Genomic DNA, 18,261 nt, shown 5'->3' on the forward strand with positions numbered 1-18,261 from the left:
ATTTTTATCACAATATTTTCTCCAGCGACTTTTCTCTATTATCAGGGAAATACCGGAATCTGTGTGCTACAAGTTTGGGCTAAAGTATGAACTGAGGACGTCCAGAGTAACTTTATAAAGCAAGATGCAAGAATACGTGGTGGAAAAACGCGGAAATTGTGTTAACTCCCTACGATAAAAAATAATGATTCTGCTTCATAACAAGGGTGAGTTTTATGATATGGAACAAATTATGTGTCGTAAGAGTGGGGGAGTGAGTTAATTAAACACCGATTTTTCGTGTTACCCATCACAAAATAAAACTGATTTTTCATGGGGCCTTAGTGGGGGTACTGTTTGAGAGAAATGCTAATAAAACTAATGACAAATAGCGTGTTAGTCGTGGATATGATTCCGAGTCCGGGCACCATCATTTCAAACCCTCGCTCAGGCGGGGGTTTTTGCTTTCTGGCTCCTGTGGCGCATCCGCTTCTCCGTTGTTACCTGACGTGTTCCGATGACCTTCCCCCGCACTCCTGATAGCTTATTCCGCTCAGTCTCTCTATGATTAAAAGGTTTCCCACGCGCTTGTCGGGGATTATCAGCGAGTTAGGGATAGTGCGCAGGATGACCACTCTATTTGACCTTGATATAAAACAGCTGGAAGCCTTTGCCTGCGTAATTTCTGCTGGCAGCGTCACCGCCGCCGCGAAAGCGCTCAAACGCTCACAGCCTACGGTTTCACGCCTGATACAGGAGCTGGAGCAGTCGGTGGGCTACCCGCTGTTTATCCGTAACGGGCCACGACTCCATCCGACCGAAGAAGCGCTACAGCTGCATCAGTACGTACAGAGAGCGCTGGTATCGCTGCAACAGGTCCGCCACCGCGCACAGGAAATTGGCCACCAGCAGCACCGTCCTGTCAGAATCGCCGCGACGCCCGCGCTGGCCGCCGGTCTGCTGCCGCAGGCACTGGCCGCGCTGGACCTGCAGAATAAAGTCCAGATTATCAGCCAGTCCGCAGAGCAGACTACGCACGCGATTATTGCCGCTGAGGCGGATATTGGCCTGTGCAGCCTCCCGCTTGAACATCACGCGGTCGAGCTGCACTGGATAGGTCAGTCGCGGTGCGTGGTGGCGCTGCCTCAGGGGGACCCCCTGGCCACGGCGCAGCAGGTTACGCTTAGCTACCTGACGGGACGCCGTTTAATCGCGCCGCTGAATCCGCTGCGCCTGCGTGGGAGCCTTGAGAAAGTGCTGAAAAAGCTCAGGGTCGCGCCGCATGAAACCATTGAAACCAATTCCTCCGCTAATATCCTCGCCTGCGTCCGCGCGGGCCTTGGCGTGGCGATACTCGAACCCGTTACGGCCTGGGGTCTGCCGCTTGAGGGCGTAGTCATCCGACCGCTGGAAGAAGAGATCCCCTACTTTTTTGGCGTGATAACACCGCAGGGTCGCCAGCTGTCGGCGGCGGCGCAGTCGCTGGTTACTGCCCTCGAAACCGCGGCTGGAAATCTGCTTCCTGCTTTTCAGCGGCTGGCCCCCTCTGAACATCAGCGAGTCATGCGCCTGATCAATCAGGACTAATCAACGTTCACGGCGCGGCAAACCGCTGCGCCGACACCCCGCCTTATATCAATTCCGGCAAAGCATAGAAGAAAACGTTTGGTTGATAAACCAGCATGCTTATTGACTCTTTTTCGGTGGAAAGAGATATTCAGATCCTCGCTTTTTACTATTTGTATATCTAATACTTACCGCTTAAAAATACATAAAACGGATAGTAAAAGTCAGCAACGATATTGCGATTCAGACCCTGTTGCCCTCTCAGGCAGACAGTATGGCCTCGCCGATTGAAACCCGATCCAGACCATCACTCAGCGTCCCGGCACCGGACGAATGTTAGGAATACGATCATGACCTGTCCTGCAGCTTCGCCCGTCGCAACCGGGATCTCAGCGCTGGAAGCCCGGCTTCAGCAAGACCTTGAGCTTCTTGAGTTACCCGCAAAGCCCTGGGTCCCTGAACGCTCCCATGACGGCGTTGCAGTGCGTGACGTGGTGGTCATCGGTGCGGGCATGTGCGGACTGGCAGCCACGGCTAAACTGCTGCTTACCGGCATCAATAATGTTGTCGCCTATGATGCCGCGCCTGCCGGACATGAAGGCCCCTGGGTTACCTTTGCCCGCATGGAAACGCTGCGATCGCCAAAATCCCTGCACGGTCCGGCGCTGGGCCTGCCGCAGTTAACCTTCCGCGCCTGGTATACGGCGCAGTGGGGAGCAGAGGCCTGGCACGCCCTGGACAAGATAGCCCGGGAACAGTGGATGGAATACCTTGTCTGGTATCGCCACGTTCTCAACCTGCCCGTACGCAATAACGTGCGTATGACCGGTATCACACCGGTCGGTGACCTGATTGCTATTGATATTGAGGGTGAAGAAACGGGCCGCGTGTTCACCCGGCGTCTGGTGCTGGCAACCGGGCGATCCGGGTTGGGCGGCCTGGCCGTTCCCGATTTTCTTAACGGCATCGATCGCAAATACTGGGCGCACTCTGCTGACGCGATCAATTTCGAGGCGCTTAAAGGCAAGCGTCTTGCAGTAATCGGTGCCGGAGCCTCGTCGATGGATAACGCGGCAACGGCACTGGAGGCCGGCGCGGGATCGGTTGACCTCCTGATCCGTCGTAAAGCGATGCCGCGCATCAACAAAATGACCGGTATCGGCAGCCAGGGCTTGGTTCACGGCATGCATCAGCTGCCCGATGCCTGGAAGTGGAAATTCGTCGACTATACGGCCGCCACGCAGACGCCGCCTCCCCGCTCATCAACGCTTCGCGTTTCTCGCCATCCTCATGCCCGATTCTTTCTCGACTGCGGTATCACGGCCGTCAGGGAAGAGGCAGAGGGGTTGATCGTTGACACCACTACGGGCGCACGGCGTTATGACTTCCTGATTGCCGCCACCGGCTTTACCAACGACTTTACCGGTCGGCCAGAGTTTTCCGCCATCGCCCCCCATATCCGCAGCTGGTCGGCGGGCCGCTATACCCCAGAGATGGGCACGCCACGCGCCAGTATGCTGGAAGCACCCGATCTGGGCCCGGCCTTCGAGTTTCGCGAACGATCACCCGGTGCCTACACGATACTGCCCCATATCCACTGCTTTAACGATGCTGCCATGCTGACTCACGGCAAGGTTTCCGGCGATATTCCGGCGGTCAGTGCCGGTGCCGACCGTCTGGTACGCGGTATTGCGGCCTCGCTATTTGCTGAAGATGTCGAAACCCACTTCCAGAACCTGGTCGCTTACGACACGCCTGAGCTTCAGGGCGATGAGTGGGTTGATTCAACACCCTTATTAAAACAGGAGAACGCATTGTGATTGATGCAATAGACAATGCCGCCGGCCTTTCACCGGGCGATGAGCATTATAACCTGCGTCGGCTTCGCCCGGAATTTGTCGAGGGCGCGGAGCAGTGCCGCCTGTCGGTGTTACAACCCGCAAATGACCAGGGTCTGGAGGCCGGATTACGGCTTGCTTTGGCGCACCGTATGGCGGCGCTGAACCAGGCCTGGGAACTGGTCGCCGACTATGAAGCCCAACTGGTGGCCATGGCACCACCGGAACCGCTAATGGCCCTGGCGAAGGGCTCTACGGCGCTGGATGAACCGCTGGCGACGCTTGCACGGCATGTCGATCTGATCACGCTAACGCCCGGTTTGGCGACAGCCAATGATATCACCCGGCTTGAGCAGGCCGGGCTGAATAACCCACAGATTGTCGCACTCTCTGAGCTGATTGCCTTCGTCAACTTCCAGACGCGCGTTGTCGCGGGTTTACACCTGTTGAGGTCAGCATGATCCCACAGGTCACCCTCAAGCCTTTAGCCTGGCATCCTTATATCGCGCCCGTTGAACTCATCAATGCCTCGGCAGAGCAGCGTGAGGCGATGAAGATTACCCCGTCAAATAAAAAGGTTTCAGACTACGTGCGCACGCTGGCACACGACCCTGAAAGCTACGTTGCCCGTACGCTGCTGTTTAACGCCATTATGTATGTCGGAGGTGGGCTCGATCGCCCGGATCGCGAGCTTGGCGCACTGGGTGCCTCGATCGTCAATGGCTGCAAATTTTGTGCGGTTGTCCACGCTCGCCGTCATGCGCAGCTGACCCAAAGCACCAGCCTGGTCAGCGCCCTCTGGTTTAACCGACCCGAAATGCTTAATCCACGCGAGGCAGCCATATACCGCTTTGCCTGTCGCCTGTCCGTCACGCCCTCAGAAGCCACGACAGAAGATATCGTCGCGCTAAAAAGCGTGGGATTGGAAGAGCACGACATCATCGATCTGATCCATGCGATCGCGATCTTCGGCTGGGCCAATCGCCTGATGCACGTCCTCGGCCATGCCCGGGTCGAATAATGAGAAGGACAGAGAAAGTCAATGCTTGAACTCAATGATATTACGCTCTCTTACGGACGGACGCCGATCCTGAAAGGCGTCTCGCTCTCAGTGAAGCGCGGCGACGTCGTATCCATTATCGGCCCGAGCGGAACCGGGAAAACGACGCTGCTCAGATGCATTAACTATCTGGCGAAACCCTCTTCCGGGACGATCGGCTTTGATCGGATCCACATGGATTATCAGGCACCCGATAAGGAAGCCATTCAGGCGATCCGCTTACGTACCGCCATGGTATTCCAGCAGTTCAACGTCTTTAAGAATATGACGGTCATTGAAAACGTCATGGATCCTCTGGTGGTGGTGCAGCGCAAATCAAAAGAGGAGGCGCGCGCTATCGCTCTCCACGAGCTTGAGCGCGTGGGCCTGACGGCAAAGCAGGATCATTACCCTTCCCAGCTCTCTGGTGGTCAGCTTCAGCGTACGGGGATCGCGCGCGCGCTGGCCGTGCGTCCCGATGTGATTTTGTTTGATGAGCCCACGTCGTCGCTGGATCCGGAGCTGGTGGGTGAAGTGCTTAAAGTGATCAGAGACGTCACCTCCTCAGGTATCACATCGCTGCTGGTGACCCATGAAATGCAGTTCGCCAGGAGCGTCTCAAATCGCATTGTATTTATGGATCAGGGCGTGGTCGCGGCTGAAGGCCGTCCGGATGAGATTTTCGATCGCCCTGCTCTGCCCCGACTTGCTCAGTTTCTCAACGCTGAACGCGCCATCTGATAATTAAGGGAAATTTCTATGCCTGCACTCAACTCTGCTTTACGGCGTCTGACCACGCCGGCGCTGCTTGCCCTCGCGCTTTCCACAGCCGGGACCAGCTACGCCGACGGTGTAAGAACCATCAAAATCGCTACGGCGGCAGAATCCAAGCCGCTTTCATGGGGCGCCATCGGCGTTGAACCCCAGGGATATGAGCCGGACGTGCTGAAAGCCATAAACGCTAAGCTGCCCCAGTACAAATTTAAAATGGAAGGTGCCGCAGACATTGCTCAGGAGACGGGCCTGGCGACCGGAAAATATGATATGGCGACAGGCGGCTACTATAAAGCGCCCGCACGTCTCAAACAGTTCCTGATCCCGGACAGCCCGATTGGGGCCAGCCTGATGAAGATCTACAGTCGGAAAGAGAGCCCGATTAATGAGATGAAAGACCTGGTGGGCAAGAATATCGTCCCGGTCACTGCGGGCGGCGGCGTCTACAAATTTGTCACCCAGTGGCAGCAGGCGCACCCAGGCGAGAACGTCACTGTTCGCGCATCCAGCGCCGGCGTTCCCTACCCGGATCGCCTGAAGGAAATCCAGGGCGGTAAATATGATGCATTGATCCTGCCCTCAAACCTGGGTGAACAGACCGTCATTGATAACCAGAAACTGAGTATTGCCACCAGCGAGCCCGTCGCAGTCAACAACACCTACGTGATGATCCATAAGTCGGAGAAAAATAAAGCGCTGAGTGAGGACGTGAATAAGGCCCTCAAAGAGCTTAAGGATGACGGTACGCTGGATAAGCTTTCCCGGAAGTGGTTTGGCGAAAACGTCAGTAAATATATGAAATAAGTTTATCGCCTCACATCCGGGCCTCGGGCCAGGGTTTAACGCAGACATTGTATTCAGGAGCATTCCAACGTGGATCTGACTTCCATGATTCCCGAGCTACTTTCAGCCTTGCCGCTAACGCTCGCGATTATTTTTGTCGCCCTTGTTACAGGCTTCTGCCTGGCACTGGTGGTGACAACATTGCGGGTGCGGCGGATACCCCTCCTCAGCCAGCTGGCCGACCTGTACGTCTCCTACGCCCGGAGTGTCCCCGTGGTGCTCCAGCTTTTCGTGGCCTTCTACGGGCTTCCGCTGGTGGCCGGCCTGTTCGAAATGGGTGATTCTCTCTCAGCGGCGGCGGCGTCAATGGTTGGGTTGAGTCTCTATCACGGTGGGTATCTTTCGGAGGTGATGCGCCCGGCCTTTCTGGCGGTTGAGCGCGGCCAGCATGATGCGGCAGACAGTTTGGGATACAGCTTTCGGCAAAAGATGCTGCGCATCGTTGCCCCGCAGGCCGGGCATATTGCCCTGCCCGGCTACGGCAATGCGATTATTTATCTGATCCATAACGTCGCGCTGGTGATGTATATCGGAGCGGCCGACGTAATGGCAACGGCACATCTGATCATGGAGCGGGACTATAACCAGTATCAGTTTGGCACCTACCTGGTTCTGGCGGTCATTTACTCCCTGCTGTGCCTGATTGCCTGGCTCATCGTACGCTTCTTTGAGCGTCGCCATGCGAAGTACAGCTCGAAAACGGTCGCGGCGAAAAAAACCTTCACCCCCAGCCTCTGACAAAGGAGTTAACGACATATGTTTGATCCTGATGTATTACTGCCGGACTTCTGGAGCATTCTGGGTGCCGTGCCGCTGACGCTTGCCATGGCGGTAACCATTTTCCTGTGCTCGACGCTGGCAGGCAGCCTGTTCGCCTTCGTGGAACACCGGCGGATACCGGTGCTGCGGCAGCTGGTGATTGCCTGGAAAGTGATATTTAAAGGGGTGCCGATGGTGGTGGTGATCTTCCTTGCTTATTATGGCCTCCCCCCGGCGGTTCACTACGTGGCCAGCCATCTGGGGATGAACGCTGGCGCCCACTCCCTGCCCAACGAAGTCATTATCATCGTCGCGCTCACCGCCTGCGTCTCAGCCTTTCAGGCGGAGGTCGTAAAAGGCGCGCTGAATGCGTTTGATTCGGGTCAGTCAGACGCCGCACGCTCGTTAGGTTACACCACCCCTCAGCTTTTCCGCCGGGTACTGTTTCCTCAGATTATCGTGTCAGCCATCCCCGACCTGGCTAATTCCTTTATGGTTATCATGAAGGCGCTGTCGCTCGCTTTTGCGATCGAGGTGGTCGATATCTTTGCCCAGGCCCAGCTTACGGCCGCGCTGAACTTCTACTATCTGGAAGCTTTTGCCATTGCGGTGGTGTTTTATATGGTTATCGCGTGGGTCGTCACAAAGGTGGCCGATAAAATTGAGTCCACTCTGCGAGTCCGCACCTGAGACCAACGGCCCGGTGAGGGCCGTTGGTCTGTTAGCGCGGCTCCGGCCAGGCAACGGGGGGTAGCCCATTTATCAGCGGTTTGGCAAACAGAAAGCCCTGGAAGTGAGAAATTCCGGCTGCCTCCAGCCACATCCACTCTTCAGGCTTTTCAACGCCCACCGCGATGACGGCGATTTCCAGCGACGAGCAGGACTTAATGATCCCCTGCACAATGGCCTGTTTTGGGCCATTTTTATGCACGTCGCTGATAATATCGCGATTGATTTTGACGCGGTCTGGCTGGAATCTGGACAGAAGCGACAGCCCGGCAAAACCCGCCCCAAAATCATCAATCGCGAAGCAAATACCGGCGGCTTTTAACTTCCGGATGGCCCTTTCAAACTCTTCCACGCGAGAGAGATCGTCATTTTCTGTCACTTCTACCACCACCTGCTCTGGCACCAAACCGTTTGCAAGGATCTGCTGGAGCAAAAACTCAACGGCATCAGGCTCTGAGACCAGCGACATAGGCAACAAATTAATAGATAGCGTTTGCTGCTGGATATTGAGCTTCCTTGCCAGCGCAAACGCCGATGCCTTAGATCTGAGATCTGCCTTATAGACTTCCTCCCGGGGTAGCGGAGCAAAATAGTCATCGGGTGAACCGCCCTCAACCGTGCGGATCAACGCTTCGTACGAAACGATCTGGCGGGCAAAAGGGTCAATAATCGGCTGAAAGGCAAAGCTCCAGGCTTCAGTACCGGTGTTCAGCGGCACGGTCTCCGGTTCCACCCCCTCTTCCTGGATAAAATCCCAGAGATCGGCCGAAGGAATTTCAAAATAATTTTCTCTTTCCCGTGCTTCAACAAAGGTACGAAGAAACTGCAGCGCCCTGTCGTTATAAGTCAGCTGGTACTTTGATGTGCCTTTGTCTAAAACCGCCTGAAGAACAGAGTCTCTGCCATATTTACGCAGATCAAAAAGCTCCATGCCGACCTTACCGAAACGCCGTGAAGGGCCAAAATCGCGCATAAGCTCAACCAGATTATGATGGCGGGTATCGGCGCAGATACGATCGTATATCGCGCAGACCTTCTCTTCCGGGCCTTCCAAAAGCTGCAGGAAGTGGGTGCCGTTAAACAGCAAAATGCCTGTCACATCGAATGACTGATTCTTGCCGTTGGCCTGGATAGCTAACTTTTCCAGGGTTTTCACCGGTACATCATCAGAAAGATGGCTCCGGTAGATGATCGTTGACAGCATACTGCGTTCCGGGTTTATGCGTGAGTACCGCATACATTACCAGAAGCATTTAACCAGCGATCGAGAATTCTTATCGAATGCGTGATGGCGCTGTCGTTTACACAAACGGTGACGATTTACCCTGAGCGACAGACTTTCCCCCTTGATTATTTCCCTGCTAAGCTTCAGCAGCATTCGAAACAGGACAAAGAAATGATAGTGAACAGCAGGGTCTACCACGCTGGCAGGCATGGTGAGGAGGTAGACATTGATAATATCAGTGAGGTTCTCAAAGAACCGGATGCCTTTATCTGGCTGGGCCTGTTGCATCCCGATGCCGAATTTATGCACCGAATTCAAAAAGAGTTTGGGCTACATGACCTGGCCATTGAGGATGCCCTGACGGCTCATCAGCGTACCAAGATTGAGCACTATGGTGACTCTGTTTTTATCGTGGTCAAAACGGCGCGCGATGCAAAAGACGGCACCATCCATTTTGGTGAAACACATATTTTTATTGGTAAAAACTTTCTGATTACCGTCAGGCACGGCGCATCCGATCGCTATTCTTCCTGCCGCAAACGGGCGGAGGAAAATCCTGATATGCTGGCCATGGGTCCCGGTTATGCGCTCTACTGCATTCTGGATTTCATTGTCGATAATTATGCTGAGCTGACGATGTCGCTAAGTGGAAGAATTACCGATATTGAAGATGCCATGTTTCGCAGTGATTTCGACAAAAGTGCGGTGCAAAGGGTCTATGTTATGCGCCGCCACCTGCTCGCACTCCGTAATTCAGCAATGCCGGTGGTCGAAATCTGCAATCAGCTGGTCAGGCTGCATGACGAGCTGATTCCCAAACCCCTTAAAGCCTATATCCGTGACGTAGAAGATCATGCCAGCCACGTGGTGAGCGATGCTGAAGATATGCGCGAGATGTTAACCACCGCAATGCAGATGAATCTGGCCCTGGTCAGCGTTCAGCAGAATGAGGTGGGGAAAAAGCTGGCGGGTTGGGGGGCCATACTGATTGTTCCAACGGTCATGTTTAGCATGTACGGCATGAATTTTGATCACATGCCGGAGTTGCATACGCACTATGGCTATCCTGTTGTCGTAGCCTGCACGTTCTCGCTTTGTACCCTGCTGTGGTGGAAGCTAAGACGGACAGGCTGGCTTTAACACGAGAGGCTTCATGCCATGCGAGGGGCTGCGGAGGATCCCCACGCCATATGACGGTGCAATGTCCCCTCCACCTATGACGCCATAAAGGTGCCAGCCCGGGATCACTCGGGCCGGACCATATGCCCCTTCTCAAGGGTAATTTCCCCCCGCTCCTTCATTATTTTTAACGCTCTGCTAATTGAACTTTTTGAGAGCCATGAACTGTTTTCGATCAGGTACATGGCCGAATAGCGTTTTAGCAGATGCGGGGGAAGTTTTTCCCAGTAATGGCTAAGCGACTTCACCTCTTCATAAGCGTTGCTCTTATTCAGAGTGATGTACTCCGTTAAATCTGAGAAATGTTCGCATATCAACAACATAGCATCATCAAGAAGATTTTTTTTACAGATGAGATGCCAGAATGTTTCCAGTGGAATATGGCTAATTTTCCCGTAATCTATGCGTTCCAAATAGAGCGGGGTGTCATCACTGTTGTGAATCATGCCGACAACATAGGGAGAGGAAACTATATTGAGCAGTTTATTACTCCCCTGCGTATTCAACAAATAATCTCCTTCGCTGAGTAAGTAAACGACTGGCAATGCGTTCTTTAAGAACCGATAACGCCTTTTTTTGCGGGAGATTTCATCATGCTCGGAAATGACTGAGAAAGATGACAGTGAATCGATTATTTTTTGGTGACTTTGACAGGGTTTATTATAATTCTGCCCGTAATTAACAGAACTATGTCGCATCGCCTCCCCCTCTTTAACCGACTTCACATGAAAAAATGAGGTCAATGGCTGCGTTTTTTTTGGAGACTGACCTTCGCCAATGACCGAGGCACTCATCTCTTTGAGGCTTTTATCCATAAATTCTCTCAGAATAAATTTTATGTTACTTATAAGAGTGGCGCTCCGTCCATCTCATTCAAATTGATCTACACCAACGCTCTAACCTGGCATCATTTTTTAACGGTAAAAAAGTATTACATGTAATGATGAACTATACAAGAAAGAGAATAATCAGCAAAAAGTAACACATTAGCAATCTGACACCCAAAATAAACACACAATAAGTTTTCTAACATTACAGGTATTTTGACGAGAAATAAGAAATGACAGAATTAACTACTGTCATTTTTTTCACAGGGAAATTTTTTGCTAGTACTGACACTTATGCAGGATAATTATCTACTTCAGCACTGTAAAACGATACTTGTAAAGTTAAATTCTTAATGGAAGAATGCAGTGCTATGGTCTGGGATATTTAAATGGCACTTCCATTGCTATAATCCAGGTCTGAGCGATCGGTCATGACAGATACCTATTACTCGTATTGGTTACTGAGTTAATTATGGAAAAGCCACCAGACCCCAGAATCCTAAACAAAGGATCTGTCATGAGGAGAAAGCGGTTAGAGCGGCTTCCTTAATGCGAGTAAACTTTTCCCGGATGACACATCGAATTATTTCGAGATAAAGTCGTATCAGATAAGTACTTTCGACAATGGACAGACGATAATGCCAGAAAAAAATTAACGATCGACAATGACATAGACCTCTCAAATACCTTACGTCAGGATAATGCAAGGAAAAGCATATGAGGAATGAAAAACAGCCCTTAAAAATTATTATATTTTATAATACAAATATTTTTGAGAAAGCGATATGTGATTTTATTAAAAAAGAATCCAAAAACATACCTGTTGAGATAACTATCTGTGACGACTATGCATTTCTTTGTCGTCAGATAGCAGGTGGTAAAATTGATCTTCTCCTGACAGAATATTATTTTGTTTATAAAAAATGCAGTACGGGCGAGCAAAAATACCTCAAAGATGAGTGTCATAATCATCAAGTCAAAATCATGATGTTTCTCCAGGATACTCAGACTCCATTAATAGGGAAGATAATACAATCGGGCTATCACGCGCTCATTAGCGCACAGGATAATGTAGAAGAGTTTCAAAATGCGCTGCAACACCTGGCCTCTTGTCGCGATACGGTATTCATATCTAAAGCCTTACGAAGCATAACGGATGACAAAAAACGGATGGCCCTGTCTGAGACGCTAACGTTGAAAGAGTGGGAGGTTATCTTTCTTATTGTTCAGGGCCAATCTCTGTCAGAGATAGCCGCGAAGAAAAATAGGGCAATCAGTACTGTAGCAACTCAGAAGCATAATGCCATGAAAAAGCTGAGTGTGAGCACCAACGGCGAACTGCTTAAATATGCTTATTTTAATGGAATATTATAAGTAAATGAATTTTTTTAAGATATCACTCAGCACCTCTTTTCTGCTGCTCTGGCTGGGGCACGCTCAGGCCTTAACGCTACAGCAGGCGGTAATGGTGGCGACCACCTATGACAGCGAATATCTTGCCGCCGTCAGTCTTCATCAGGCAGAGCAGCAAAAGCGCTATCAGGGCTTTGCCGGCCTCCTGCCAGAAATAACGTTAACCGGTAATTATTCAAAGCAGGATCAACCTAAGGCGGCCTATGCTGCGGGCGTTAAACGCCACGATTATGCACTTAATCTGACACAACCTCTTTTCGACATTGCCCGCTTCGCCAGCTGGCAAAGATCAAATGCCACAGCCAATATTGCTGATGCTAATTTTTTGCTGTCGCAGCAGAAATTAATACAAAACGTCAGTAAAGCATGGTTTGCGGTTATCTTTTCCAGAAAACAACTCACGACATTAAGACAGGAGAAAAAAGCATATGAACTTCAGTTAAGAAAAGCGCAGCGAGCACTGGCGGTCGATGATGGAACTCAGCTGGATGTTGATGAAGCACAGGCCAGCTATGATACTTCTGATGCTAATATGCTCTCTGCAGAAAACGATCTCAATCACGCTGATATTGATTTCCAGCGCTTAACGGGCCTGAGCGCGCAGGGAATAAGTGAAGCAGAAACGGCGTGTCTTTTTAAGCCGATGCGTGAAAACTTGAATACCGTTCTGGCGCGTGCAACAGCCAAAAACCTGAATATCATTGCTGCCTCGCATCAGCTTCAGGAATCGCGTTCAGACGTCTATGCGGCATTATCGACGCATCTGCCTGTCGTTACCCTTCGCGCTAACTATGGAGGTAACTGGAGCAGAGGAGAAAATGAGAATATGCTGGATGAATTCTTCGGAACAACCTCTAAAACCACAAACACTTATGTTGGTATTAATGTAGCGGTGCCCATTTTTACCGGCGGGCGGAATATTTCCCAAACGCTTGAGGCCGTGAGCCGTCACGACAGAGCTAAACAACTGCTGGAGGATACCCGACGAAAAATACTACAGGATACTCAGGTTGCCTGGCTCGACGTGAATAATAACCTGAAAAAGGTTTATGCCTTACGAAAAGCCAGGCAGTCTGCTAAGAAAAAGTTGGACTCGACAATATATGGAAAAGAGGTGGGACTAAGAACGCTAATTGATGAATTTAATGCTGAGAAAGAACTGTTTAAGGCAATACAGAATCTTACCGAAGCTGAGAATAACTTTATACAGCAAAAAATCCTGTTGGCAGCTGCCACGGGTGATTTAGATTATTCGATGCTGAAAAACTATATCTGTCATTAATCCAGGGCGTAAAAATTAATTATGAGCAGTCAATTATTCAGGGATGAGGCCTTAGAGGCTAACCGTTCAAAAGCGATTGGCAGGGTAGCCATATACTGCCCCCCTTATCGATGGGTTTACATAGCACTGGTGGCGGTTGTTACCCTTACCATCGTTTTATTTTGTTTCTTCGGTCACTATACGAAACGCGAAACTGCCACAGGTTCGCTGATACCCTCAGAAGGTATGATGAATATCATGGCGGCCAACAATGGCACCATTGTCGATCTTAATATGTTTGAAGGAAAGGAGGTTAAAAAGGGGGATCACCTTGCCACCCTATCCTCTGAAATTGCCACGAAATATGGGCAAACCCGGGAGAGGGTCGCCGAACAGCTGTTACAACAGACGCTGGGGCTGGAAAACGAACTCCAAAATCTTGAGAAGTTAAATAAGGAAACGCTTCAGGGATTGAATGAAAAAGAGAGCCATCTTAAGCAGCAGATTGAACAATACAAATCTATGCATTCACAGCGTTTTTCCCAGGTGGGCCTTGCCCGGAAACAACTCAAAAAAATCTCTCTGATGCGTGAAAACGGTTATGCCTCGAACTCTCAGGTTGAGCAACAGCAGTCCGCTCTTCTTGACGCCCAATCTCGTCTTCTTGATGTAGAAAGGCTGCAAACGGATGTTGAGCAGCAGCTGACGCTGACCCGACAGCAAAGACGGGAACAGCCGCTGAATTTTCGTAATAAGCAGCATGAAATTGAACGTCAACTTTCCAGCATCAGACAGTCGCGGGTGGAAAACGAATCACGTCGCTCCGTTATGCTGGAAGCGCCTCAGAATGCGCTTGTGGGTTCCGTTCTGGTAAAACCCGGTCAGATAGTCAGTGCGGGACAGTCTGTGGCCTCCTTATTGCCCGAAGATAGCCACCTGATCGCCCGTATCATGGTAAGCAGCAGGGCCATCGGTTTTATCAAACCCGGCCAGCAGGTGGTACTACGCTATCAGGCTTTTCCCTATCAGAAATTTGGTCAACAGTTTGGCACCGTCAGCGATGTCTCACGCGTATCACTTTCCCCACAGGAAGTTTCGCATATTACGGGTGACCTTCAGGTTCGCGAAGCTTTTTATCAGGTTCGGGTCAGGCTGGATAAACAGCATATGAATGCCTATGGGCAACGGGTAAAGCTGCAGCCAGGAAGTGCTTTAGAGGCTGATTTTATCATCGATAAGCGCCGCCTTTACGAATGGGTCCTTGAACCCCTGTATGCACTCGGACGTCGATCCTCTGTTTAATTTCCCCTTATTACTTCTCCTTATATTCAGGTTTATCACATATGAAAATTTTAAGAAATTTGCAGTTTTCCTGGCGGAGAAAGTTGCCGGTCTTGCATCAGACCCAGGCAGCAGAGTGCGGGCTGACCTGTGTAGGGATGATCGCAGGTTACTATGGCCACAATACCGATATGATCACCCTGCGTCGCGCCCACGCGACATCGCTCAAAGGAGCCACGCTGGCAGATGTGATGCTTATTGCTAATAATATGGGCATGTCGGGTCGGGCGCTCAGGCTTGAGCTGGAGGAATTAAATAAGTTACAGCTCCCCTGTATTCTTCACTGGGACATGAATCATTTTGTCGTCCTTAAAAAAGTCACTAAAAACAAGATTACCCTGCACGACCCGGCGCGCGGTAAATGTGAACTGACGTTTGAGCAGGCTTCAGAGTCCTTTACCGGCGTTGCACTCGAGCTCTATCCAAACTGCAATTTCGAGCAAAAAAATGAAAAAAGCCGCCTGTCGATGCTGAATTTAATTAGCAACGTTACAGGCATTGGAACCGTTTTCTTTCATATTATGGTGCTGTCCATTGCGCTTGAAGTATTTGGCCTGCTCTCCCCCTTTTACATGCAGTGGGTGATGGACCAGGTACTGGTATCGGCCGACAGGGATCTGCTGACGCTGCTGGGATGTGCGTTTATCTGCATCATTATTTTGCAAACCGGCATTTCTGCATTGCGTTCCTGGGTGACGACCTGGTTCTCCAGTCTGCTAAGCGTTCAGTGGTCCAGTAATATTTGCTCCCACTTACTCGGTCTGCCGATGTCCTATTTTCATGAAAGACATATCGGGGATATCGTCTCGAGGTTTGGCTCCATAAGTACGATACAGAATACGCTGACCACCCGCTTTATCAGCTCCATTCTTGATGGCGCGATGGCCGTCGTGACCCTTTTTGTGCTCTTTAGCTATAACAGTACTCTCACCTGGATCGTATTGGCTACCGTCGCTATCTATACCCTGCTCAGAGCGGTTTCCTTCCGCCCGTTCAGGCAGGCCAATGAAGATCAGCTGATAGCCTCTGCAAAAGCACAGTCCCAGCTGCTGGAATCCATTCGGGGCATGCAGGCCGTAAAGCTCAATAATAAAGAAGAGATCCGCGTATCCAGCTATGCCAGCGAGTTAGTCCAGGTAACTAATAAAGGCATAAAAATTCAAAGACTTTCCATTCTTTTCAGCGTGTTGCAAGGGTTAACGTCGGGGATAAGCCGTATTATTCTCGTCTGGCTGGCCGCTATTCAGGTGCTGAATGGAAACTTCACTGGCGGCATGCTGGTCGCTTTTATCAGCTTTTCCGATCAGTTCATCTCGCGCATGACGGGTTTAGTTGATGCTGTTATTGAGTTTTCAATGCTCAGACTGCACGGTGAGCGCCTGGCAGATATCGTTCTGACAGAAACCGAGAGGAATACTGAGAACCTGGCTGCGCTACCTGAAGATGATGAGCCCTGCACGGTTGCGATTAAAAACATCGATTTTCGCTATGCGGAGACGGAGCCCTACATTCTAAAAAACTGCAGCTTTACGATAGCGGCGGGTGAGTCCATTGCTATTATCGGCCCCTCAGGACAGGGAAAAAGTACGCTGGCAAAACTGATGTTAGGCCTTCTTCGCCCGGAGTCGGGCGAGATTATGATTAATGATACGGATATTAAGAAATTGGGCATGAAGTACTTCCGTAATCTTGTTGGAAGTGTCATGCAGGATGACATTTTGTTTGCGGGCTCCATTATGGATAACATTTGTTTCTTCGATGCGACATATGATGAAAATAGAGCAATAGAAGCCGCTCACATTGCCCGAATACATGAAGATGTTCTGGCCATGCCTATGGGGTATAACAGTCTGGTTGGCGATATGGGGTCTTCTTTATCAGGGGGGCAAATTCAACGTATTCTGCTGGCCAGGGCTCTTTACAGACGTCCAAAATTGCTTATTCTCGATGAAGCAACCAGCCACCTTGACGTTACAAGAGAAAGCGCTATTAATAACGAAATATCTAATATGAAAATAACCAGAATTATAATAGCGCATCGCCCTGAAACCATCCTCAGCGCTGACCGGGTAATTTGTCTTGATAAGGGGGAATTAAAAATTATCAACAAAAAAAACCTCTTTAAGTAGGCTTTAGACTTTATACTATTGTTGGACAGTAGCCTTCCCGATAATCTCAGCTCTCGAAATTTGTTGTTAACACTATAAAACAAGAGAGCTCAATCAATGCGTGAATTACACCCTTCAGAAATAAATAAAGTATCAGGGGAAACTTTTTAGCCCCCTGGTACTGCTGTAATTTTTTCCCGGGGGTGTGACCAGCGCAATATGCAAACGTGCTGCCCGCAGCGGCGATCAGCGGGGTGGATGAGCGTTAGAGCTGTCAGTACATTGATCGGCATGATTGCGGCGGTTATAGCCGGAGGCGTTCAGGATGCACTTTATTGTGTGGTCAATGACTGGAATCTCGCAATGAATTTTGCTGATACTTCCTAAGTAAGTTATTAATTGAATTTTCAATATACCCACGTAACGGGAGGAAGGCTATATGCGTCAGATCTGCATTAAATAATTAGCTCAGGCATCAGGCGGAATCCTCACCTGACTAATTCCTGATATTATCCGTGGCACCGATTCGAATAACTCCGATCGCCAATGGATAAGCCCTGTTACCGGCCCTTCCCCGACAGTCGGCCAGGGTGGTTGTAATGAGTAAAGTTGCGTCCGGGGAATTAGCGATAGCGATAACATGCGTTGGCTCTGCTCGGTTGTATTTTCATTACTGGCTTTGCGGAAAGTAACCCTTTCTGAATTAAAGACCCAATTAGTTTTTTTAAAAATATCTCCAGACTTTAAAGAGATAATCTTAAATTTACCGTTGTGAACCTATTTATAAAGGAATATAAGATGAAAAAGACACTCATTGCATCATTAGTTATAGCGACCAGCGCTCTGGTCTCATTCCCGACCCTGGCTACACCATCAGGTTCAATTATTGTTGACGGCGCAATAACCGCCTCGACCTGTGATGTCGCTTTAGATAATGACAAGTCCGGTAACGGTACCGTAAGTCTGCCAAAATTATCAACCAGAAACCTGGCTAAAGCGGGTGACACTGCCGGTGGTACCAGCTTTGTGATCAAGCTGACCAACTGTACACCCGCCACAGGTGGCGTGCGCGCCTGGTTTGAAACAGGTGCCGCTGTTGATGCCGTCACCGGCCGACTGATTAATACCAATACTACGGCAGAGGGTGCAGAAAACGTTGACGTTCAGCTGCTGAACGATAAGGAAGACGTACTTCAGGCGGGTAGCAGCAGCCAGCGTACTCACGCCGCAACAGATCTGGTAGGGGGTGCTGCCAACCTGGTATATAAAATGCGTTATTATGCCGTCACAGACGACGTTAAACCGGGAAAAGTTGATACCAAAGTGACTTACTCTATCGATTACGATTAATAATAACCTGTACTTTTAATAAATCGGGGG

Annotated in this window: 16 protein-coding genes; 14 read left to right on the forward strand and 2 right to left on the reverse strand. The window is 50.3% G+C overall.

All coding sequences use genetic code 11. The annotated features are described in order from the left end of the window. The first annotated feature begins 606 nt into the window (after window positions 1-606). From A1830_RS08195 to A1830_RS08230, 8 genes are all read left to right on the forward strand, one after another. On the forward strand, window positions 607-1,566 hold the full coding sequence (locus A1830_RS08195; RefSeq protein ID WP_197473301.1) for a LysR family transcriptional regulator: 960 nt from the start codon (window positions 607-609) through the stop codon (window positions 1,564-1,566). A gap of 329 nt (window positions 1,567-1,895) precedes the next feature. Then, window positions 1,896-3,365: an NAD(P)-binding domain-containing protein gene (locus A1830_RS08200; protein WP_067704298.1), complete on the forward strand. Its 1,470-nt coding sequence runs from the start codon at window positions 1,896-1,898 to the stop codon at window positions 3,363-3,365. Beyond that, window positions 3,362-3,844, forward strand: a complete 483-nt coding sequence (locus A1830_RS08205) for a CMD domain-containing protein (protein WP_067704302.1) — start codon at window positions 3,362-3,364, stop codon at window positions 3,842-3,844. Before A1830_RS08200 ends, A1830_RS08205 begins: the two co-directional genes overlap by 4 nt. Next, window positions 3,841-4,404: a peroxidase-related enzyme gene (locus A1830_RS08210; RefSeq protein ID WP_067704306.1), complete on the forward strand. Its 564-nt coding sequence runs from the start codon at window positions 3,841-3,843 to the stop codon at window positions 4,402-4,404. The genes A1830_RS08205 and A1830_RS08210 overlap by 4 nt, the downstream gene beginning before the upstream one ends. A 21-nt stretch (window positions 4,405-4,425) precedes the next feature. After that, the gene (locus A1830_RS08215; protein WP_067704309.1) at window positions 4,426-5,163 is read left to right on the forward strand and encodes an amino acid ABC transporter ATP-binding protein; all 738 of its coding nucleotides are present in this window, start codon (window positions 4,426-4,428) and stop codon (window positions 5,161-5,163) included. Window positions 5,164-5,181: 18 nt separating this feature from the next. Next, the gene (locus A1830_RS08220) at window positions 5,182-6,000 is read left to right on the forward strand and encodes a transporter substrate-binding domain-containing protein (RefSeq protein WP_067704314.1); all 819 of its coding nucleotides are present in this window, start codon (window positions 5,182-5,184) and stop codon (window positions 5,998-6,000) included. 84 nt (window positions 6,001-6,084) lie between these two features. After that, complete coding sequence (locus A1830_RS08225) at window positions 6,085-6,777, forward strand: amino acid ABC transporter permease (RefSeq protein ID WP_197473307.1); 693 nt, start codon at window positions 6,085-6,087, stop codon at window positions 6,775-6,777. 18 nt (window positions 6,778-6,795) lie between these two features. Next, complete coding sequence (locus tag A1830_RS08230; protein ID WP_067704321.1) at window positions 6,796-7,488, forward strand: amino acid ABC transporter permease; 693 nt, start codon at window positions 6,796-6,798, stop codon at window positions 7,486-7,488. A gap of 31 nt (window positions 7,489-7,519) precedes the next feature. On the opposite strand, the gene A1830_RS08235 is transcribed toward A1830_RS08230, so the two are convergent. Next, window positions 7,520-8,731, reverse strand: a complete 1,212-nt coding sequence (locus tag A1830_RS08235) for a diguanylate phosphodiesterase (protein WP_067704323.1) — start codon at window positions 8,729-8,731, stop codon at window positions 7,520-7,522. A gap of 192 nt (window positions 8,732-8,923) precedes the next feature. On the opposite strand from A1830_RS08235, the gene A1830_RS08240 reads away from it, so the two are divergent. Beyond that, window positions 8,924-9,892 (forward strand): magnesium and cobalt transport protein CorA, encoded by a 969-nt coding sequence (locus A1830_RS08240; RefSeq protein ID WP_067704673.1) that lies wholly within the window; start codon window positions 8,924-8,926, stop codon window positions 9,890-9,892. A 104-nt stretch (window positions 9,893-9,996) separates the two neighbouring features. On the opposite strand, the gene A1830_RS08245 is transcribed toward A1830_RS08240, so the two are convergent. Beyond that, window positions 9,997-10,746: a transcriptional regulator gene (locus A1830_RS08245; protein ID WP_231877590.1), complete on the reverse strand. Its 750-nt coding sequence runs from the start codon at window positions 10,744-10,746 to the stop codon at window positions 9,997-9,999. A gap of 729 nt (window positions 10,747-11,475) precedes the next feature. On the opposite strand from A1830_RS08245, the gene A1830_RS08250 reads away from it, so the two are divergent. The 5 genes from A1830_RS08250 to A1830_RS08270 all read left to right on the forward strand — a co-directional run bounded on the left by A1830_RS08250 (window position 11,476) and on the right by A1830_RS08270 (window position 18,231). After that, a complete protein-coding gene (locus tag A1830_RS08250) occupies window positions 11,476-12,132 on the forward strand; it encodes a helix-turn-helix transcriptional regulator (protein WP_067704326.1) in 657 nt (218 codons plus the stop codon). Between the two features lie 4 nt (window positions 12,133-12,136). Further along, entirely contained in the window at window positions 12,137-13,453 is a 1,317-nt protein-coding gene (locus tag A1830_RS08255) for a TolC family outer membrane protein (protein WP_067704330.1), read from the forward strand. A gap of 225 nt (window positions 13,454-13,678) precedes the next feature. After that, entirely contained in the window at window positions 13,679-14,734 is a 1,056-nt protein-coding gene (locus tag A1830_RS08260; protein WP_304439238.1) for an HlyD family secretion protein, read from the forward strand. Window positions 14,735-14,775: 41 nt separating this feature from the next. Further along, window positions 14,776-16,902 (forward strand): peptidase domain-containing ABC transporter, encoded by a 2,127-nt coding sequence (locus A1830_RS08265; protein ID WP_067704335.1) that lies wholly within the window; start codon window positions 14,776-14,778, stop codon window positions 16,900-16,902. A 777-nt stretch (window positions 16,903-17,679) separates the two neighbouring features. Further along, complete coding sequence (locus A1830_RS08270) at window positions 17,680-18,231, forward strand: fimbrial protein (protein ID WP_067704337.1); 552 nt, start codon at window positions 17,680-17,682, stop codon at window positions 18,229-18,231. The last annotated feature ends 30 nt before the right edge of the window (window positions 18,232-18,261 follow it).

This window comes from Erwinia sp. ErVv1 (assembly GCF_900068895.1).
Taxonomy (GTDB): domain Bacteria; phylum Pseudomonadota; class Gammaproteobacteria; order Enterobacterales; family Enterobacteriaceae; genus Erwinia.